19 protein-coding genes are annotated in these 19,729 nt (G+C 70.4%); 11 read left to right on the plus strand and 8 right to left on the minus strand.

Annotation, left to right across the window (positions count from 1 at the left end):
* Positions 1-163: 163 nt before the first annotated feature.
* Both ABZZ79_RS12275 and mshA read right to left on the minus strand, forming a co-directional pair.
* A complete protein-coding gene (locus tag ABZZ79_RS12275) occupies positions 164-664 on the minus strand; it encodes a YbjN domain-containing protein (protein WP_356688831.1) in 501 nt (166 codons plus the stop codon).
* On the minus strand, positions 657-1,997 hold the full coding sequence (gene mshA / locus ABZZ79_RS12280; protein ID WP_356688832.1) for a D-inositol-3-phosphate glycosyltransferase: 1,341 nt from the start codon (positions 1,995-1,997) through the stop codon (positions 657-659). The genes ABZZ79_RS12275 and mshA overlap by 8 nt, the downstream gene beginning before the upstream one ends.
* A 350-nt stretch (positions 1,998-2,347) precedes the next feature.
* Here mshA and ABZZ79_RS12285 point away from each other — a divergent pair, with 350 nt between their 5' ends.
* The 3 genes from ABZZ79_RS12285 (at position 2,348) to ABZZ79_RS12295 (ending at position 6,085) form a co-directional block, all read left to right on the plus strand.
* Positions 2,348-3,133 carry a class I SAM-dependent methyltransferase gene (locus ABZZ79_RS12285; protein WP_356688833.1) on the plus strand — a complete coding sequence of 262 codons (786 nt, stop codon included), beginning with the start codon at positions 2,348-2,350 and terminating at the stop codon, positions 3,131-3,133.
* A gap of 258 nt (positions 3,134-3,391) precedes the next feature.
* On the plus strand, positions 3,392-4,480 hold the full coding sequence (locus tag ABZZ79_RS12290; protein ID WP_356688834.1) for an NlpC/P60 family protein: 1,089 nt from the start codon (positions 3,392-3,394) through the stop codon (positions 4,478-4,480).
* A 333-nt stretch (positions 4,481-4,813) separates the two neighbouring features.
* On the plus strand, positions 4,814-6,085 hold the full coding sequence (locus ABZZ79_RS12295; RefSeq protein ID WP_356688835.1) for a fused response regulator/phosphatase: 1,272 nt from the start codon (positions 4,814-4,816) through the stop codon (positions 6,083-6,085).
* Positions 6,086-6,456: 371 nt separating this feature from the next.
* On the opposite strand, the gene ABZZ79_RS12300 is transcribed toward ABZZ79_RS12295, so the two are convergent.
* From ABZZ79_RS12300 to ABZZ79_RS12310, 3 genes are all read right to left on the minus strand, one after another.
* Positions 6,457-6,789 (minus strand): DUF2516 family protein, encoded by a 333-nt coding sequence (locus ABZZ79_RS12300; RefSeq protein WP_356688836.1) that lies wholly within the window; start codon positions 6,787-6,789, stop codon positions 6,457-6,459.
* Between the two features lie 122 nt (positions 6,790-6,911).
* Positions 6,912-7,589, minus strand: a complete 678-nt coding sequence (locus ABZZ79_RS12305) for a hypothetical protein (protein ID WP_356688837.1) — start codon at positions 7,587-7,589, stop codon at positions 6,912-6,914.
* Between the two features lie 83 nt (positions 7,590-7,672).
* The gene (locus tag ABZZ79_RS12310; protein WP_356688838.1) at positions 7,673-8,119 is read right to left on the minus strand and encodes a helix-turn-helix transcriptional regulator; all 447 of its coding nucleotides are present in this window, start codon (positions 8,117-8,119) and stop codon (positions 7,673-7,675) included.
* Positions 8,120-8,384: 265 nt separating this feature from the next.
* Here ABZZ79_RS12310 and ABZZ79_RS12315 point away from each other — a divergent pair, with 265 nt between their 5' ends.
* From ABZZ79_RS12315 to ABZZ79_RS12335, 5 genes are all read left to right on the plus strand, one after another.
* Complete coding sequence (locus tag ABZZ79_RS12315; RefSeq protein ID WP_356688839.1) at positions 8,385-9,167, plus strand: TnsA-like heteromeric transposase endonuclease subunit; 783 nt, start codon at positions 8,385-8,387, stop codon at positions 9,165-9,167.
* The gene (locus ABZZ79_RS12320; RefSeq protein ID WP_356688840.1) at positions 9,133-11,217 is read left to right on the plus strand and encodes a transposase; all 2,085 of its coding nucleotides are present in this window, start codon (positions 9,133-9,135) and stop codon (positions 11,215-11,217) included. The genes ABZZ79_RS12315 and ABZZ79_RS12320 overlap by 35 nt, the downstream gene beginning before the upstream one ends.
* A complete protein-coding gene (locus ABZZ79_RS12325) occupies positions 11,208-12,263 on the plus strand; it encodes an ATP-binding protein (RefSeq protein ID WP_356688841.1) in 1,056 nt (351 codons plus the stop codon). Before ABZZ79_RS12320 ends, ABZZ79_RS12325 begins: the two co-directional genes overlap by 10 nt.
* The gene (locus ABZZ79_RS12330) at positions 12,260-13,165 is read left to right on the plus strand and encodes a hypothetical protein (protein ID WP_356688842.1); all 906 of its coding nucleotides are present in this window, start codon (positions 12,260-12,262) and stop codon (positions 13,163-13,165) included. Before ABZZ79_RS12325 ends, ABZZ79_RS12330 begins: the two co-directional genes overlap by 4 nt.
* Before the next feature lie 170 nt (positions 13,166-13,335).
* Positions 13,336-14,415, plus strand: coding sequence for a MerR family transcriptional regulator (locus tag ABZZ79_RS12335; protein WP_356688843.1), 1,080 nt, complete (start codon positions 13,336-13,338; stop codon positions 14,413-14,415).
* A gap of 475 nt (positions 14,416-14,890) precedes the next feature.
* Here the strand turns inward: ABZZ79_RS12335 and ABZZ79_RS12340 are convergent, their stop codons facing one another.
* The gene (locus ABZZ79_RS12340) at positions 14,891-16,009 is read right to left on the minus strand and encodes an NAD(P)/FAD-dependent oxidoreductase (protein ID WP_356688844.1); all 1,119 of its coding nucleotides are present in this window, start codon (positions 16,007-16,009) and stop codon (positions 14,891-14,893) included.
* Positions 16,010-16,062: 53 nt separating this feature from the next.
* Here ABZZ79_RS12340 and ABZZ79_RS12345 point away from each other — a divergent pair, with 53 nt between their 5' ends.
* Together ABZZ79_RS12345 and ABZZ79_RS12350 are read left to right on the plus strand one after the other, a co-directional pair.
* Positions 16,063-16,755, plus strand: a complete 693-nt coding sequence (locus tag ABZZ79_RS12345) for a TetR/AcrR family transcriptional regulator (protein WP_356688845.1) — start codon at positions 16,063-16,065, stop codon at positions 16,753-16,755.
* Positions 16,756-17,182: 427 nt separating this feature from the next.
* On the plus strand, positions 17,183-17,437 hold the full coding sequence (locus ABZZ79_RS12350) for a hypothetical protein (protein WP_356688846.1): 255 nt from the start codon (positions 17,183-17,185) through the stop codon (positions 17,435-17,437).
* Positions 17,438-17,685: 248 nt separating this feature from the next.
* Here the strand turns inward: ABZZ79_RS12350 and ABZZ79_RS12355 are convergent, their stop codons facing one another.
* Complete coding sequence (locus tag ABZZ79_RS12355) at positions 17,686-18,291, minus strand: DinB family protein (RefSeq protein ID WP_356688847.1); 606 nt, start codon at positions 18,289-18,291, stop codon at positions 17,686-17,688.
* A 91-nt stretch (positions 18,292-18,382) separates the two neighbouring features.
* The gene (locus ABZZ79_RS12360; protein WP_356688848.1) at positions 18,383-18,730 is read right to left on the minus strand and encodes a helix-turn-helix domain-containing protein; all 348 of its coding nucleotides are present in this window, start codon (positions 18,728-18,730) and stop codon (positions 18,383-18,385) included.
* 70 nt (positions 18,731-18,800) lie between these two features.
* Between ABZZ79_RS12360 and ABZZ79_RS12365 the strand changes: the two genes are divergently transcribed.
* A complete protein-coding gene (locus ABZZ79_RS12365) occupies positions 18,801-19,724 on the plus strand; it encodes an NAD(P)-binding domain-containing protein (RefSeq protein WP_356688849.1) in 924 nt (307 codons plus the stop codon).
* Positions 19,725-19,729 lie beyond the last annotated feature (5 nt).

Consider the following 19,729-nt stretch of genomic DNA (forward strand, 5'->3'; position numbering starts at 1 on the left):
GTGTTCCCTCCCTGACGCGGCGCGGAGAGACGCTCGACGCGCCGCGGGAGGACGATATCGCGCCACCCGCGGAAGTGATCAGCTATGTGCGCGGGGCGCCCAGCGTTCCGGGCGCCTAGCGTTCCGGGCGCCTAGCGTTCCGGGCGCCTAGCGTTCCGGGCGCCTAATGTTCCGGGCGCCGGGTGAGGTGGGTGAAGGCGTCCAGGTTGCGGGTGGACTCGCCGCGGGAGACGCGCCACGCGTACTCGCGCCGGATCGAGGTCGCGAAGCCGAGTTCGAGGAGCGTGTTGAAGCTGCCGTCGGCGGCCTCCAGGACCTGGCCGAGAAGACGGTCGATCTCCGCGGGGGTGACGGAGGCGAGGGCGACCTTGCCGGTGACGTAGACGTCGCCGAGCGGGTCGACGGCGTAACCGACGCCGTAGAGCTTGAGGTTGCGCTCCAGGAGCCAGCGGTGGACGCCGGCCTCGTTCTCGTCGGGGTGGCGGATGACGAAGGCGTTCAGGGACAGCGAGTGCCGGCCCACGATCAGGGAGACGGTCGTGGAGAGCTTGCGGGTGCCGGGGAGCTTGACGACGTAGTGGCCGGGGCGGGGGCTCTCCCACTCCACTTCCGCGTCCTTCAGGGCGTCCTCGACGATCCGCGCTGCCTTCTCCGCATCACCCATGGTGGGAGCGTACGCGACGGCGATGGGCGTGCAGGGCGGCCGTGTACACCTCGGCTGTGGCGCCCGCCGCGGTGTCCCAGCCGAAGGAGCGGGCGTGCCGGGCGGCGGTCTGGCCCATGGCCGCCGACAGATGCGGCGTGTCGGCGAAGTCGCGCAGCACGCGCGCGTAGGCGGCCGGATCGTGGCCGCGCACCAGGAAGCCGGTCTCGCCGTCGCGCACCGCCACCGGCAGACCGCCGACCGCGGCCGCGAGCACGGGCGTACCCGCTGCCTGGGCCTCTATGGCGACCAGCCCGAACGATTCGCTGTACGACGGCATGACCAGCACCGAGGCCGCGCGGAACCAGTCCGCCAGCTGGTCCTGGCCGACCGGCGGGCAGAACCGTACGACGTCCGCGATGCCGAGCCGGGCGGCGAGCTTCTGCAGGCCCTCGGGCTTGGCCAGCCCGCTGCCGCTCGGGCCGCCGACGACCGGGACGACCAGCCGGGAGCGCAGTTCGGGGCGCTGGTCCAGCAGGACGGCGACGGCGCGCAGCAGCACGTCAGGGGCCTTCAGGGGCTGTATGCGGCCCGCGAAGAGGGGGATGAGGGCGCCCTGGGGCAGGTCCAGGCGGGCGCGCGCGGCGGCGCGGCCGTCGGCGGGGCGGAAGCGTTCGAGGTTGACGCCGGGGTGGACGACGGCGACCTTCGCGGGGTCCGCGGCGTAGTGCCGGACGAGTTCGTCGGCCTCCTCGGCGGTGTTGGCGATGAGCCGGTCCGCGGCGGCGACGATCTGGGTCTCGCCGATGACGCGGGCGGCGGGCTCGGGGGTGTCGCCGTCGGCGAGGCTGGCGTTCTTGACCTTGGCCATGGTGTGCATGGCGTGCACCAGGGGCACACCCCAGCGCTGGGCGGCGAGCCAGCCGACATGGCCGGAGAGCCAGTAGTGCGAGTGGACGAGGTCGTAGTAGCCGGGCCGGTGGCCCGCCCAGGCCTGCATCACGCCGTGCGTGAAGGCGCACAGCTGAGCCGGGAGGTCCTCCTTGGCCAGGCCCTCGTAGGGGCCGGCGTCGACGTGCCGGACGGTGACGCCGGGGACGATCTCCACCGTGGGCGGGAGGGCCGCGGTGGTGGCCCGGGTGAAGATCTCGACCTCGATGTTGATCGCGGCGAGCCGCTGGGCGAGTTCGACGATGTAGACGTTCATGCCGCCCGCGTCGCCGGTGCCCGGCTGGTGCAGCGGGGAGGTGTGCACGGAGAGCATCGCGACGCGCCGGGGGCGCCGGTGTCCGAGCCTGAGCCGTGAGGGGGCTGCCGCCGAACGACGCCCGAGCCTGCCGACGTAGTGGCTCACGGGGCGTTCCTCCTTGCTGCGGGCATGCCGGACGGAGGACCGCGCGCGCCCTCCGAGGGGCATCAACGACGGAGGGCCTGAATCCATTTCCTCGTCGACCGTCTTTGCCGAATCATTACGCGCAGTCGCTCAACCGTTCGATAGCGTGCGGCGTCGCGCGCCTACCCGCCCGCCCGGCTCGACACCGCCCCCGCTTGGCGCCCGGTGCCGCCCCGCACCGAGAGACCTCCGCTTGGCGCCCCTCACCGCCCCGCACCGAGGGACGTCCGCGCCCGCATACCCTCGTATCCATGACTTCCCGCGCCGCCCTCCCCCACTCTCGACTTCGCTCGAGCGGGGGGACCCCCATCGTGGGCACGGTCACGCGCGGGACGACGAACCCGAACCGGCTGCGCCGCATGGACCGCTGGATCGCCGCCACGCACGGCGCCGAACTGCGGCGGGCCACCGACCCCGTGACGGTCGACCTCGGCTACGGCGCCGCCCCCTGGACGGCCGTCGAACTGCTCGGCCGGCTGCGCACGGTCGCGCCACACGCGCGCGTGGTCGGGGTCGAGATCGAGCCCGCGCGCGTGACGGCGGCCCGGCCGTACGAACGCGAGGGGCTGGTCTTCCGGCACGGCGGGTTCGAGATCCCCATCCCCCAGCGACCGCTGCTGATCCGCGCCGCCAACGTGCTGCGCCAGTACGACGAGGAAGCGGTGGAGGCCGTCTGGGAGCGGCTGTGCGCCCGCCTCGCCCCGGCCGCCGGGGCCTCGCGCGGCGGGCTGCTGGTGGAGGGGACCTGCGACGAGATCGGGCGCCGGCACGTGTGGGTCGCCCTCGGCCCGGAGGGGCCGCGCACGGTCACCTTCGCCACCCGGCTGGGCTCCCTGGAGCGGCCCTCGGACCTCGCCGAGCGGCTGCCGAAGGCCCTGATCCACCGCAATGTGCCCGGCGAGCCGGTGCATTCCTTCCTGCGCGACTTCGACCGCGCGTGGGCCGCCGCCGCGCCCTACGCCTCCTACGGCGCGCGCCAGCGGTGGCTGCGCACGGTGCGGGACCTCGCGGCCGACTGGCCCGTGACGGACGGGCCGGCCCGCTGGCGGCAGGGTGAAGTGACGCTGAGCTGGGAGTCCTTGGCGCCGCGCGGGTAAGGGCGCGACGGCAGGCAGGTGAACTGTTCGAGCAGGTGTCCCTCTCCCGGGTGACTTGCGGGAACGATGGCACGGAGTCGTTCGTCACATCGACGGGGAGATCGTCATGACCGGACGACTCAACGGGGAACGAAGCCCTCGTCCAGTGTGTCCCAGGGCGTACGGCGTCGTACGACCTCTGTCGTTCTGGGCGGCGGCATGGCACGATCCCCCAGGCACCGCATGTTACTGACGGTTAATCAGTTTGGGGGCAGGCGTATGGGAACGGGCAAGCGCGGGCTGATCACGGCAGCCGTGACCGTCGTGTGCGCGGTCACCGTGCTGGCGGCGCCCGGCACGGCGTTCGCCGCACCCGACCCGACCCCGGCGCCCGGACCGCCGGCCTCCGTCACCCGCGTGACTCCGGCCACGAACAAGGACCTTGAGGCCGTACGCCGGCGCCTGGAGACGCTCTACCACGACGCGGCAGTCGCCACCGACATCTACAACGCCGCCGAGGAGAAGGTCCAGAAGCAGTCCGCGGAGCTGGTCTCGCTGGCCAAGAAGATCGTCGCGGGCCGGGAGAAGCTGGCGGACCTCAAGGACCGCGCGGGCCGCGGGGCCGCCGCCCAGTACCGCACCGGCGGGCTGCCGCCCGAGGCCCAGCTGGCCCTCAGTGACGACCCGGGCGAGTTCCTCGACGGCCACGGCCGCATCCGCCAGGGCGAGCGCGCGACCAAGCATCTGCTCGGCGAAACGACCAGGACCCAGCAGGACTTGGAGCAGTACGCCCAGGACGCCTCCACCCAGTGGTCGAAGCTGGAGGCCAACCGCCGGGCGAAGGCCACCGCCAAGAAGAAGATAAAGAAGCGGATCGCCGAGGCGGAGGAGCTCGAATCACGGCTGGAGAAGGAGGAGAAGGAGCGCCTGGCCCGTCTGGAGCGGGAGGCCGCCCACAAGGCCCAGACCGACTGGCTCGGCACCGGCGTCCTGGACGGCAACATCGCCGGCGCCTCCGAACAGGGCGTGAGGGCGGTCGAGTTCGCCACCGCACAACAGGGCAAGCCATACGTATGGGGTGCCGAAGGCCCCGACTCCTACGACTGCTCCGGCCTCACCTCCCAGGCCTGGGCGCACGTCGGGCTGGTCATCCCCCGCACTTCGCAGGCCCAGTGGGAGCAGCTGGCCCATGTCGACGTCAAGGACATGCGGCCCGGCGACCTGATCATTTACTTCGACGACGCCAGCCATGTCGGCATGTACATCGGCGACGGCCTGATCGTCCACGCCCCGCGCCCCGGACGCACGGTGACGGTCACCGGAGCGGGCTCGATGCCGATACTCGGGGTGGTTCGCCCGGATGCGTAACGGTTTGTACGGCCGTGCCGAGTGGGACCCGACCGGGCCGACAGCCGGTACAGACGGCCGTGCGGGCGCGTGACGCACACCTCGTGACGGGGGCCACGTGACCTGGCGCACGCCAAGTCTGCGTGAAACCGGGCAAGGACGTGACGTTCGTCATCCAGCAGGGCGGGCACCTCGCCCAACTGCGGTACGGAACGCGGCATATGACAGCGGCCTGACGGCGGACGGCGTGCCGTACACCATTCCGCTGCGACGGCGACACCCGCTAAGGTCCCGACGGTGGGTCGAGGTCCTTCGCCCCGCCATGCCCTCGGGGGGAGGGAAGGAACACTGGAAATGCCCGTACCCGTACCGCGGCAGAGAGCGATCCCGGCCGTGGAGAGTGGTCAGGCGCAGGCCGCGTCCACCGCCGGCCTCACCAAGGAGGACACCGCCGCCCCCCTCACGCTGCTGCTGATAGAGGACGATCCGGGCGGCTCGGTGATCATGCCGGACCTGATCGACTCCTCCGGCCAGTCGATCCGCGTCCGCACGGCCCGCAATCTCACCGAGGCCGAGCGGCTGCTCACCGACGACGTCCACTGCATCCTGCTGGACCTGGCGCTGACGGCACCGGGCCGGGCGGGCGACGAGCCCGACGAGCTGGCCGTGCTGCGGCACGTCCTGACGCTCGCGCCCCGGCACGCCGTACTCGCGCTCACCGCGTCCGGCGACGCCGAGCGCGGCGCGCAGGCGGTGCGGGTCGGCGCCCAGGACTACCTCTTCCGCGACGAGCTGGACGGCCGGCTGCTGAGCCGGGCCATCCGCTACGCCGTGGAGCGGAAACGTTCCGACACCGCCGAGCGCAGGCTCGCCGAGGGCCGGATGCGCGCCCAGGAGAACCGGCGGCTGGAGCGCGGGCTGCTGCCCACGCCGCTGCTGGAGGGCTCCTCGCTGCGCTTCGCCGCGCGCTACCGGCCCGGCCGCTCGCGCGCCCTGCTGGGCGGCGACTTCTACGACGTCGTCCGCACACCGGACGGCACGGTCCACGCCATGATCGGCGACGTCTGCGGGCACGGGCCCGACGAGGCGGCCCTCGGCGTGGAGCTGCGCATCGCCTGGCGCGCGCTGACGCTGGCCGGGCTGTGCGGGGACCAGTTGCTGAGCACGCTCCAGCAGGTGCTGGAGCACGAGCGGGCCGACGACGAGATCTTCGCGACCCTGTGCACCGTGGACATCGCGCCCGACGGACGCCGGGCCGGGCTGTGCCTGGCCGGGCACCCCGCGCCGCTGGTCTCCCGGCCGGGCCGCACCGCCCGTCTGCTGCCGTACGAGAACAACGGGCCCGCCCTCGGGCTGCTGCCCGGCGCGCGGTGGCCGCGTATGCAGGTGGATCTCGGGGCCGAGTGGAGTCTGATGCTCTACACCGACGGGCTGATCGAGGGCCGTGTCGGGCCGGGGCTGGAGCGGCTCGGGCAGGACGGGATGGTCGAGATGGTCCGCCGGCAGCTTGCCGCGGGACTGCGCGGTGAGGAGTTGCTGCGGGCGGCCGTGCACGAGGTTCGTGAGCTGAATGGTGGGGAGCTCACGGATGATGTGGCTGTGTTGTTGCTGGATCGCGTGCCGTAGCCTCCGGCGGTTTGGCCGGGGGTGTGTGGGGCTGGTGGGGTGCGTGCGGGGCATCCTGGGCCTGTCGCGCGGTTCCTCGCGCCCCTTGGGGTGGGTGTGGTGCGTACTTGGGTGCGGGCTCGTCCGTCGTTGATCGCGCCGTTCCCCGCGCCCCTTGGGGTGGGTGTGGTGCGTACTTGGGTGCGGGGCGTTCCCGGTTTATCGCGCCGTTCCCCGCGCCCCTGGGTGGCCGTCCCGGGGTTGTTGCGCAGTTCCTCGCGCCCCTTGGGGTGGGTTCCGTGCGTGTTTGGGTGCGGGGGGTCCGTGGTTGATCGCGCCGTTCCCCGCACCCCTTGGGCCTGCGGTCCTTGGGCCTGCGGTCCTTGGGGCGGTTAGCGGCCGCCGTTCCAGGGGCCGTAGGGGCCGTCGCTGCTGCTGCCGCCGCGGCGGGGGCCGGAGATCTGGCGGACTGCCGGGCGGACGTCGACCATGTACACGATCGTGGCGATGAGGCCGATGATCGGCAGGAACGACAGGATGCCGAAGACCAGGCTCACGATGAAGGCCAGCGCGAGAATCACCAGCCAGAACGTCTTGGTCTGCTTGTCGGCGGCCCGATAGGCATCCTCACGGCGCACTGCCGCGTCCACCAGCGCGAAGCCGCTGAACAGGGTGAAAGCCAGACTCAGCAGGGACATGAACCCCGCGAAACCCTGCATCAGCATGATGTCCACCCTCCGATTCGGCTCGTCCTCACGCGGTCACCGTACCCGCAAGCACGGCTCGACTACCCGAACAACGGACCGGGCGACCCGGAAGTGCCCGGTCCGTCACCCGGGGCCGGCGCTCATTCGGCCGGCGGCGTCGCCTTCTTCGCGGCGGTCTTGCGCGCGGGCGCCTTCTTCGCCGGAGCCTTCTTCGCCGGGGCGGCGGCCTTCGCCTCGGCCGGCTTCTCCTCGGCGGGCTCGGCCGGCGCGGGCTCGTCCTTGACCGCGACGGGCTGGGCCTTCGGCGCGGGCTCCGGCTCGACGGCCACCGCGAGGTCCTCCAGCTCCTCGGCGGCCTCACCGCGCCACGCCCTGACGGTCTGCTCGCCGTGCTCGGCGACCTTCTCGTAGGTCTCACGGGCCTTGACGGCGTACTCCGCGGCCACGCCCACCCCGCGCAGCGCGAGGTCCTGGGCGGACTCGCCCAGCCGCTTCAGATCGGCGTCGAGGGTGCTGCCGAGCTTCTTCAGGTCGCCGTCGAGGGCACCGATGAACTCGGTGACCCGTGCCTGGATGGTCTCCTGTGCCTCACGGGCCTTGGCCTGCGCCTCCTTGGCACGGGCGGCGGCGCGCTCCTGCACGGCCCGGGTGTCGGTGCTGCGCACCGCCTCGATCCGCGCGGGGGCCTCGGACCGCAGCTGCTCGACCAGGCCCGGCACCTTCTTCGCCTGCTGGAGAGCCAGATCGGCGGTGCCGGCGGCGAAGTAGAGCGGGGTCGGGTCGCTGAAGGTCTTGCGCAGGTCGTCGGTGATGGCCATGGTGAGGGTCCTCCCGGATTCGCTTGCTGCTTTCGGCTGAGGGTCTGGTGGGTCCGCAGTCGGCGGCCGGTCCCCTGGTCCGGTCAACCGGCCGTCTGCTGCGGCTCCCCGCCAGCATCGCCCACGGCGTCGACGGGCACATCGGAGTGCTCGCCGGTGGGTCGCTCGGTCGTCGAGGTGCCGTTGCCGTTTTCCTTGCGGAACGACTCGTAGATCTGGAGCAGCGCCTGCTTCTGCCGCTCGTCGAGCGTGGGGTCCGCGAGGATGACGGCCCGCGTCTCCACCTCGTCCCGGTCACGCTCGGCGTCCAGGATCCCGGCGCGGACGTACAGCGTCTCCGCGGAGATCCGCAGCGCCTTGGCGACCTGCTGGAGCACCTCCGCGCTCGGCTTGCGCAGCCCGCGCTCGATCTGGCTCAGATACGGGTTCGACACCCCGGCGGCCTCCGCGAGCTGCCGCAGCGACAGCTGCGCGCTGCGCCGCTGCTCACGCAGGTACTCACCGAGGTTGCCGACATTGAGCGATGCCATGACCCCACTGTGCACCCAACCCGCTAACAATTGCAAGCACGCCGCTTGCAAGAGTTATCCGGCGTGGCGCCCGGAGGCGGGGCGGCGGGGGGCATGGCTGTCCTGTCTCTGCGATGTGTAGGCAGTCCCGCTCTTCTGTAGGCATGTACGGCTGGGTCCCGGTCATGTGTAGGCAAGTTCCGGAGGGTTCCGGTCTTGTGTAGGTACGGCAATCGCCGCGCTTCTACGGTCGAAGTAGCTGGTCAGCGTCGTACCGGAGGCCCGGATGGATGTGCGCGAGGTGTCGGCGAAGGACGTCGAGCTGGAGTACGTCAGCGCGACCGGTATCCGTCAGCGGGGGTCGTTGGGGCGCCTGTGGTCGGTCCGGTTCGAGTCGGTAAGGCCCGAGCGCCGATTCCCAGCTTTCCGAGGTCAGGGCAACTGGTGCGGCTGGTACTGGTCGGCGACCTGCGGCGGGCATGTGGGATACGAGTCGTGGCTGGAGCGCGACCACTTGATGCTGCTCGACTTCGATCCGTTGGTGACGGGCATGGCCTCGCAGCCGTTCCGGCTGTCGTGGACCGGGCCGGACGGGAAGCGGGTACGGCATACGCCGGACTTCTTCGTCCGCCGCGCCGACGGCACGGGGTTGGTGGTGGACGTGCGTCCGGACGAGCGGATCAGGCCGGATGACGCGGAGAAGTTCGCCGTGACGGCGGCGGCCTGCCGGTCGGTGGGCTGGGAATTCACGCGGGTGGGGACCCCGGACGCGGTGCTGATGGCGAACGTGCGGTGGCTGGCCGACTACCGGCATCCGCGAGTACACCGCCCGGATGTCGCCGCCCGCCTGACGAAGGCGTTCACCGATGGCGGCGGGCTGCTGGCCGGGGCCCTGACCACGGGTGACCAGATCGCGGTGCTTCCGGTGCTGTTCCACCTGCTCTGGCGCCGGGTCCTGACCGTGGATCTGGAGGCCGGGCTGTTGTCGGCGGACTCGCGGGTCCGGCTCGGCATGGTGCGGGAAGGAGGCGGGGATGCCGTCGCGTCCACGGTTGTTGCGAGCGGGTGACCTGGTCCGGTTCGACGGACGGCTGCACACGGTGGCCGCGCTGGAGGGGACAGCGGTCCGGCTGGTCGACGAGGCACAGTCGGCGAGCGTGGTGATGCTGGCCCATCTGCTGTCCTCTGTCGGCTTCGAGGTGGTCACCCCCGCCTCGGTGCGGACTGTCGTCCCGGCGGCCGGCGTGCTGGAGGGGCTTCCGGCCAAGGCGGTCGAGAGGGCCGAGTGGTGGCAGCGGCACCTGGTGGAGATGCTCACGGGCCGCGCGCTGGATGATCCGCAGAGCCCGGTGCGAGCCGAGTACGACCCGGCGGTGATGTCGCTGCGGCAGCGGGAACTGGCCAAGGCCGCAGAGCTGGCCGGGGCCGGGCACACGACGTCACTGGCGCTGATCCAGAGGATGCGGCGCCGTTTCGAGGACGAGGGGGTGCTGGGGTTGGTCGACCCGCGACTGCGGGCCGTCTCGGACGGCACGGGCCGCGCCGACCAGCGGGTGGTCGAGGCTCTGCGCAGGGTCGTGGAGGATCAGACGGGCCGGTCCACGGTCTCCGCGCAGGTGCTACGGCGCCGGATGGAACGCCTCCTGGAGGCCGAACACGGGCCCGGAGTCGTGCCGTTGCCGTCGCGCACTGCGTTCTACCGGCTGCTGAAAGCGGTCAGTTCGGGCCGCCACACACTGGGCTCGGCCCCCACCCGTCGTTCGCTGGCCAAGCAGCCGGACGGCATGTTCGGCCAGCTCACTGCCGCCCGGCCGGGCGAGGTCATGGAGATCGACTCGACGCCACTGGACGTGCTGGTCGTTCACGACGACGGCACGGTCGACACCGTCGAACTGACCGGAATCGTGGACATCGCGACCCGCACGCTGGCCGCGGCGGTGCTGCGGCCGTCAACGAAGGCGGTGGACGCCGCGCTGCTGCTGGCGCGGGCGATGACGCCGGAGCCGATGCGGCCGGGCTGGGCGGACGCTTTGCGGATGTCCCGTTCGGTGCTGCCGCACGCGTCGCTCATGGCGCTGGACGAGCGGCTGGCCCAGGCGGCGGCGATTCCGGTGATCACTCCGGAGACGATCGTCTGCGACCGCGGCAAGGCATACATCTCCGACACCTTCCGCTCCGCCTGCCAGGCACTGGGCATCTCCTTCCAGCCCGCCCACCCCGACACCCCGACCGACAAACCGCACATCGAGACAACGCTGGGCTCGGTGGCCACGATGTTCGTCCAGCACCTTCCCGGCCACAAGGGACGCAGCACCGAACACCGCGGCACCGATCCGGCCAAGGAGGCCGTCTGGACGATCCACCAGCTTCAGGAACTGCTGCAGGAATGGATCGTGCACTGGCAGATGCGGCCGCACGACGGACTGCGCGACCCACTGATGCCCGGCAAGGCGCTGACTCCGAACGAGAAGTACGCCGCCCTGGTCGCGGCGGCCGGGCACGTCCCGGTCTCGCTCAGCCCGGACGAGTACATCGAGCTGCTGCCCCGCTGCCGGCGGAGGATCAACTCCTACGGCATCCGCCTGGGCCACCGCACCTACGACAGCGCGGAGTTGAACCCGTTCCGCCGCGAGCCGTCCGGCGCTGGCCCGGACGGGCGGAGCTGGGAAGTCCACTACGACCCCTACGACATCTCCCGCATCTGGGTGCGCAACCACCGCGAGGGCGGCTGGATCACCGCCATCTGGCGGCATCTTCGCACTGCCCCGATGCCGATGGGCGAACTCGCCTGGGACCACGCCCGGCGCATCCTGGCCCAGCGCGGCACCGACCCGGCGACCGAGGACGAGATCGCCCAGGCCGCCGTCGCCCTGCTGGACCGCGCCGCCGACGGCCCGGAGGACAAACCCGCGAAACCGTCCCGCGCGTCGCGCCGCAGCGACCGGAACCGCAAGGTCGCCGCCCGGACCCGGGCCACCGCCGAACCCTCCTGGCCCCGGCCGGACGAGCCGGCAGACGAGCCCGCTGCCGAACCGGTGGAGACGGACGAGGACGAACTCGCCGACGTGATCCCGCTGGAGATCTTCGACGCACGCAAGGAGGCTGAGCGGTGGTGGTGAACACGTCGGACCCCGATAGCGGGGAAGTACCTGAGCCCGGCGAGGACCGCACGGACCCGTCCACTCGGCTGGAAGGCTGGCGCCAGTTCGTCGAAGAAGACCCGGCCGTCTTCGACCTGCTGCCCGAGCAGCAGTGGCAGGCGCTGAGCCCGCCGATGCGGGACGCCTACGACGAGGCCCGCATCGCCTATCACTCCGAACTCCAGGTCGTGCGCACGTCCACGGTCAAGGACATCGCCCACCAAGGGCGGCTGCTGACCCTGCTCAACCAGCGCGAGCACGGCGCCCGCCGCGGACTCATCGTCTCCGGGGAATGGACCACCGGGAAGACCACCGCGCTCAAGCAGCTCGGCCGCCTGCACGAACTTCGCGTCCGGCAGCGTTACCCGGGAAGCGATCGCATCCCGGTCGTCTACATCACCGCCCCGCCCAAAGGCTCCCCTCGCAAACTCGCCATGGAATTCGCCCGGTTCCTCGGCCTGCCTGTGATCGGCCCGAGGCACAACACCATCGACGTCACCAGTGCCGTCTGCCAGGTCCTCATCGAGGCCCGCACGGACCTGGTCCTAGTGGACGAGATCCACCTGCTCAACCACGCCACCATCGCTGGCGAGGACCTCTCCGACCACCTCAAATACTTCACCGAGCACCTGCCCGCGACGTTCGTCTATGCCGGAATCAACGTTGAACAGTCCGGTCTGTTCACCGGCATCCGCGGCAAGCAGCTCGCTGGCCGCTGCATCCTCGTCCGCACCGGGCCCTTCCCCCTCAACACCGAGTGGCGGTCCCTGATCGCCTCCATGGAGAACACCCTCCGCCTCCACCGGCACGAGCCGACCACCTTGGTGACGATGGCGAAGTACCTCCATCAGCGCACCGGCGGCATGATCGGAAGTCTCTCCCACCTCGTCCGGGCCGCGGCCATCTCCGCGATCCTTGACCAGAGCGAACGCATCACGCGGGCCACGGTCAAGAACATCCGCATCGACCACAGCAGCGAATCCTCCTGCCACGGCCGACCCTCGCCCCTGCCCCGCACGGGATGAACATGTTTCACCCTGCCCTGATCCGTCCCCTGCCCATCCCGCTGCCGCCGTTTCCCGGCGAGTGCGAATCGTCCTACTGGACCCGGCTGGCCCAAGCCAACCATGTTCCTCTGGCCCGGCTGCGAGCCCCGTCGCGCTGGCTGGAATCCCGCCTGACCAGCGTCGATGCCCTCTGCATCCTCAGCAGTCAGTCCCGCCAGCACCTGAGCCGCACAATCTCCGACCTCTACACCGAAGGTCTGCCCCCAGCACCGCCCGCCGTCCCGGACGATCATGTTCTTCGCTGGGCATGCCGTCGCTGCGTCGTCGCGCGCACTGGCTGGAATCTCCCCGCCCAGGTCTGGGCTTCCATCCACGACAACGTCTGTCTTCGCCACAACCTCTGGATCGGCAAGGACGTCTTCGCCCCCGACCAACAGCTCGACCTGACCCGCACCCCTGACGTCATCCGCGCTCAACGCCGCTACTGGCGGCTCCGCCGGCGCTTCGGCCCGACCGTCACGGGCATCTGCCTGGACGCCACCGGCAAGCTCTGGAGCGGTCTGGCCCACCGCCACTACCGGCTCAACCGCCGGGTCGAACTCCTCCACGACCTGGTCCGAGTAAAGGGACCGACGGTCGAACCGGACAAGACGGCCCCCTGGCGGATCGCAGCTGGATATCCCGAACACATCACATTGATCAGCTTGTTCGCATCCGTCCACTGGAGACAGTCCATCCTCAGCGAAGATCTCCTCGCCGCCACACATGCCCTCGCCGAATTCCACCGCCGCTTCCCGTTGCAGACGCCCCTGCGGGGCACCAGCCGCACGTGGCTCAGCACCACCATCGAGGCCACAGCCAGGCAGATCGAAGGCCTCCTGAACCCTTCAAGAGGCGCAACCGCGTCCACTGCCCGGTGAGGCATCGATGCCCACCGACGGTCGGCGTCCTTGACTGATCACTCAGCCGACGAGCGAGTGGGAGACCATCTGACCGAGCCGGAGCAGGACTCTGGTTGACCTTCACCTTGGGGGAGGCCACAGCATCGGTGAGGCCGGGCGACATGCTCGGCATGAGGAGGAGAGCGGGTATGGGGTTGCTGACTATCGGGACGTTCGCGAAGGCATCCCGACTGTCACCGAAGGCGCTGCGTCTCTACGACGAGCTCGGTCTGCTAACTCCCGCTCGCGTCGACCCGGTGACCGGCTACCGTCTCTACGCCCCGGAACAGCTGGAGCAAGCCCGGCTGGTCGCCTGGCTCCGGCGCCTGGGGATGCCCCTGGCCCGCATCCAGCACGTCTGCACGCTGGAGGCAGGCCCGGCAGCCCGGGAGGTCCGCGCGTTCTGGGCCCAGGTCGAGGCCGACACCGCCGCGCGGCGAGACCTCGCTTCCTTCCTCATCGGCCATCTGTCCTGGAAGGACCCCGCTATGTCTTCGACCGCTAAGCCCCTGGGAATCCGTTACGCCGCTCTTTCCGACACGGGCCTTGTCCGTGAGAGCAACCAGGACACCGCCTACGCAGGGTCCCGCCTGCTCGCAGTCGCCGACGGCTTCGGCAGCGGAGGAGCCCCCGCAAGTGCCGCCGCCGTCGACGCGCTCAAGCGCCTCGAAACCGACAGCATCCCGGCAGGCGATCTCCTCAACCTCCTCGAGGACGCCATCGAACAGGCCAAACAGGCCGTCAACGGCGTCGCCGGACCCGCCTCATCGCCCGAAGAGGCCGGCACCACACTCACCGCGATGCTCTGGACCGGCTCACAGCTGGCCCTCGTCCACATCGGCGACTCCCGCGTCTACCTCCTGCGCGACGGAGAGCTGTTCCAGATCACCCACGACCACACCATGGTCCAGTCGATGGTCGACGAAGGACGCCTCAGCCCGGAAGAAGCCGCCTCCCACCCCCAGCGATCACTGCTGATACGCGCTCTGGGCCAAGGAGCCGATGGCACCCCCGACATGCGCCTGCACGACGCCCAGCAGGGAGACCGCTACCTGCTCTGTTCCGACGGCCTCTCCACCGTCGTGCCGATCGAAGAGATCCACCAGGTGCTCTCCGAGATCAGTGAGCCCGAGCAGGCGGTCCGCGAACTCATCGCCCTCGCCAACGGCTCCGGCGGCCCCGACAACGTCAGCTGCGTGGTCGCCGACGTCATGGAGCTACAGCAATAGGAGCGAGCGGCATGCACTTCGAGTTGCACCAGATCCGCTCTCATGAACTCATCCGCGAGGCGGACGAATACCGACTCGCCCAACAAGTCAGGAAAGCCAAATCGGCTCCCCGATCCATGCCGGCCAGCACATGGCGACCGACTCCACGGCGCCTGCTGGCTTGGCTCCGCGGGTGAACCATCCTGCTGCCTACGGTTGAGCGGGACACCGACCGCCAACCTGTCCCACTCAACCGTAGACACCGCAGGTCAGCGCCTCCCCCTGCCCACAGATATCTGGGACAGGACAGCCGTGTCCGTTCCCTGCCTATCTGCGGTTTCCCGCCGAGTCTGCAGAGTGAAGTGAACGGGTCCCGGACGACCTGCGCAGCGAGTTGCTTCACCGTCCCGCGAGGAGGATCGGACCAGTGGCGGTGCCGTACTGTCCCATGAAGCCGTGGGCGAGCTGTTGGTGCTGGTGCTCTGGCGCTTGGCAGTCAGGATGGCTGGACCTGGTCGAAGAGTGCGAGAGCTTCGGCGGGGTCCGGGCTCACGAGGCGTTCCAGACCGGCCGTCGTGATCTTCGCCCACCTGCCGGCCCGTGCCCACATCTGTTCCTCGAAGGCGCGGACGGTCTCGTCCAGATTTTCAGGGCCGGTGGCGATGGACTCGGCGAGTTCGGCGCCTTCCAGCATCGCGAGGTTCGCGCCCGCCCCCAATGGGGGCATCAGATGGGCGGCGTCGCCCAGTAGCGTCACCCCGATGACGTGGGCCCAGGTGTGGGACACGGGCAGTACGTAAAGCGGGCGGTGGACGAAAGCGGTGCCGTGGCGGAGGAGGTCGAGGACGGGAGGGGCCCAGCCGTCGAACAGAGCCAGCAGGCTCGATCGCACAGCCTCGACGTCGGCCAGGTCCAGGTTCGTGTGCCAGTCCAGCGGCGCGCGGAACTGGGCGTACACCTTGACGTGGCCGCCGCTGTTGCGCTGGGCGACGAGAGCTCGGTTCACGCCGTACACAGCCACGGAACCGTCGCCGATCAGCCGGGCGAGGTCAGGGTGGCGGGTGTCGACGTCGTCGAGGGAGGTCTCGACATAGGTGACGCCGGCGTAGTGCGGTGTCGCCGACGAGACCGCCGGACGGATCCGGGACCAGGCGCCGTCCGCACCGACCACGAGGTCGAACGTCTCCTGCCGCCCGTCCGCGAAGTGGACCAGTGCGCCATCCCGGGTCCCCGGCACCACCTGCGTCACGCCCCGACCCCACTGCACGTCGAGAGGGCCGAGCAGCAGGTCACGGAGTTGCCCGCGGTCGATCTCGGGATTGGCCCGGTCATCTGGACGGGGTTGCCAGTCGCGCAGGACGGTCCCGTCCGTGTCCAGGATGCGCATGGCCTGCCCCTCGGGACGGGACAGCGCCTGGAACTCCGCCAGCAGCCCCGCCTTGTCCAGCGCGAGCTGGCCCAGCCCTTCGTGCAGGTCCAGGATGCCGCCCGGGGGGCGGGCGTCCCGGGCGGGATCGCGTTCGAGGACGGTGACCGGGTGACCATGACGGTGCAGGACACGGGCGAAGGTAAGGCCGGCAGGACCGCTCCCGACCACTGCGATGCGATGTCTCATATCGATACACCGTATTGCTCGTTTACGGTGTATCGCAACGGTACGGTGTGGGCATGACTGTCTGGGACCGGCCGGAACCGCCGACTCGCCCCGTGCCGCTCGACCGGGGGCGGATTGTCGCCGCCGCCATCGCACTGGCCGACGAGGGCGGGCTGGAGGCGGTGTCGATGCGCAAGGTCGCGGCCCGCCTGGACGCCGGCCCGATGCGGCTGTACAGACACATCTCCACCAAGGAGGAGCTGTTCGACCTCATGGTGGACGAGGTCCAGGCCGAGATTCTCCCCGAGGAACAGCCCGGTGACTGGCGGGAGGCACTGTGTATCCTCGCCCATCGCACCAGGCAGGCCGCTCTCCGTCACGAATGGCTGGCCGACCTGCTCGGCGGTCGCCCGACCCTGGGTCCGAACGGCCTCGCCGTGACCGAGGCCACGCTGGCCGCCTTTGACGGCCTCGCCGACGTCGACACCGTCATGCGCGCCGTGGAGACTGTCAGCGCCTACTTCATTGGCGCGATCAGGCGCGAGATCGCGAACCTGCGGGCCGAGCGCGCCACGGGCCTGTCCAAGCACGACTGGCAGCGCGCCCACGGCCCGCATGTGACGAGAATGCTGGCCACCGGCCGCTTCCCGGCGTTGGCCAAGGCCGTGTACGACGGCACGGACGTGGACGCCGAGACATCCTTCGCAACCGGCCTGGACTGGGTCCTCGACGCCGTGGCCGCCAAACTGACCCGGCCGCCGGCGTGACGCTCAGCTCTTGCCGAATGTGAAGCCCCGGTCCGGCTCCTGCCACTTCCTCTGCCACCGGTCCACGGAGAAGTCTTCGGCTGGTATCTGCACCGCCTCGCCGCCGCCAACCAAGTGACGGCGGGCCAACTGGCGAAAACTCTGACGCCGTGCAAAATCGCGCAGGTCAGCAAGCGGACGGACACACTGTGGCGCTGGACTCCGATGGTTCTGCCACGGCTGGCTATCCTGACGGGTCTTACGCCCGAGACCCTCCGGATGCCGCTCCTGGCTGCTGAACAAGAACCAGCCTCATCTGCTCTCACGCTGGAATGACCGCCTCGCCCAGCTCCCTCCCAAGGAAGCCATCTACGGGAACATCATCAGGCGACGCGTCGACGAGCGGGAGTACATCGCCACCTACCCAGAGTTCGTCACGCTCCTCGGCATGGTGGCCGACCCTGCTTGGCGGGCCCTACGGGCGCCTCGCCGATGGGCGAACCTCAGACAGCACCGGCGCACCATCAACGCCGTCTACACAGAGGCTGAGCAGCGGCTGAACGTCCCCACGCTTCGCGAGAAGCTCCGATCCCACGCCTTCTCCAACGACGCCCTCTTTCGCTGGACCGACTCCCTGGAACGATCACTGATGCTGGTGACGACGCCGGACGACTACGACGCCCTACAGGATGAGTCCCACTAAAACTGAAAGACTCCAGGTCACAGCCCCACTGTCCGACAGAACAAATGGGACTACCCCAGCTGTCCTCACAAGTAGGCTCACCACCGTTCAGATCCACTGGACCGCGCGGCATCGGAACCGTCCCAGCAGAACTGAAAAGACCCAGCTCAGAGGCACCTCATCCATTCAGATCTTCTGGGAACGGACAGTGGCGCCCGGAGGCGGGGCGGCCGCCGTGGGGCCGGAACTTTCGGCCGGGCGGTGGCGGACTACGCCCGATAGCGGTCCTCCGCCTCCCGCGCCGCCTTCTCCAGGCGCTCCCGGTACCCCTCCCACCACCGCGGGTCGTCCGAGGGCACGCTGGTGTTGGTCTCGTTCATGCCGACCGCGCCGTCGATCAGTTCGCGCAGGATGTCGGCGTGTCCGGCGTGCCGCTGCGTGTCGGCGACGACCCGGGTCACGGCGTGGTGCAGCGTCACCTCGTCCCGGCCGTCGGGCCACCACGGCACCCGGCCCACGGTGTCCAGCGGCAGCGCGTCGATCGTCGCGTCCGCGTGCGCCCAGGCACGGCGGTACAGGCTCACGACATCCTCGCGCGACTCCTCCGGCGTGGCCCACATGTCCGCGTTGGCCTCGGCGTCCTCCCCCGTCCAGGGCAGGCTCTCGCCCGACGGCCGGCCGAACGTGTCGCCGAGGTAGCCGAGTTCCACCGAGGCCACGTGCTTGACCAGGCCCAGGATGTTCGTGCCGGTCGGCGTCATGGGGCGGCGGGCGTCGTACTCGGACAGGCCCTCCAGCTTCCACAGCAGGGCGTCGCGGGCGGACTGGAGGTAGAAGCGGAGAGCGACCTTGGGGTCGGGGTCAGCGGGATTCATGAGGCCAGTATTGCCGGGCGGGCGCCGCGTACCCACTTTTTTGTGGGTACTTGGCAGCCTCCGCCCGGCGCGCGAGGCTGGTCGCAGGTGATCAGGAGGCCGTGGCCGCGAGTCGCTCCAGGCGGCGGTGGCCCCAGTCGGAGAGGGGGGCGAGGACCTCGGAGAGTTCACGGCCGAAGGCGGTCAGCGAGTACACCGTCTTCAGCGGCAGGACGTCGTACACCTCGCGGTGCACCAGACCGTCCTCCTCCATCTCGCGCAGTGCCTGAGTCAGCACCTTCTCGCTGAGGCCCGGGAGCCGCCGGCGCAGTTCGCCGGGGCGCTGCGGGCCGGATTCCAGCAGCCACAGCAGCGTGGTCTTCCACTTGCCGTCGATCACCGCGATCGCGGCGGTCACTCCGCAGACGTTCGTGTCTTGCGCGCGGCTGCGACGGGTCATCCTCGCCCCTTTTCCGATGAGTTGTTCGCCTGTTTCTGTCAATTGTGCCGTTTTTCAAGGGAGTTGCATCATGTCCGAGTACGACGACCGGTCCGCCGTCACCGTCATCGGCCTGGGTCCGATGGGGCGGGCGCTGGCCGGGGCGTTCCTGGACGCCGGGTTGCGTACGACCGTCTGGAACCGTACGCCCGGCAGGGACACCGAGCTGGTCGCCCGCGGGGCGGCCCCGGCGGCTTCGGTGCGTGCGGCCGTGGAGGCGAGCGCGGTGGTCGTGGTCTGCCTGGTGAACTACGACGCCGTGGACGCGGTGCTGCGGTCGCAGGACGTCGCCCCGGCACTCAAGGGCCGCACGGTCGTCAACCTCAGCGCCGACACCGCCGCGCGGGCGAGGGAGCTGGGCGCCTGGGCCGCGGACCGCGGGGCCGGGTATCTCGACGGGGCGATCATGACCCCGGCGCCGAGCATCGGGACGGCCGACGCGGTGTTCCTGCTCAGCGGACCGGTCGCGCTGTACGAGTCCGTGCGGGAGCTGCTGGGCGCGCTCGGCGGCACGCACACGCACGTCGGGGAGGAGATCGGCCGCGCCGCGGCGTACGACCTCGCGCTGCTGGACGTCTTCTGGACGGCGATGTCCGGGTACGCCCACGCCCTCGCGATGGCCGGCGTGGAGGGGATCTCCCCCCGGGAGCTGGCCCCCTTCGCCCAGGGGATCGCGGCGGTCCTGCCGCCCTTGTTCGAGGAGATGGCCGGGGACGTGGAGGACGGCACGTACTCCGGCCGTATCAACCCGATCACCTCGGCGGTGTCGACGATGTCCCACATCGTGCACGCCTCGGAGGCGCACGGCATCGACGCGAGCGTGATGCGCGCGACGGAGGGCCTGGCGCGCCGGGTCATCGGTCTCGGTCATGGGGAGGACGGCTTCCTGCGGGTGACCGAGCTGCTCGCCGCGTCCGCTCGAAAAGCCCTTGCCGGGCCTGTCGGGCGCGGATAGCGTCG

Source organism: Streptomyces sp. NPDC006458, from assembly GCF_040612135.1.
Lineage (GTDB): Bacteria > Actinomycetota > Actinomycetes > Streptomycetales > Streptomycetaceae > Streptomyces.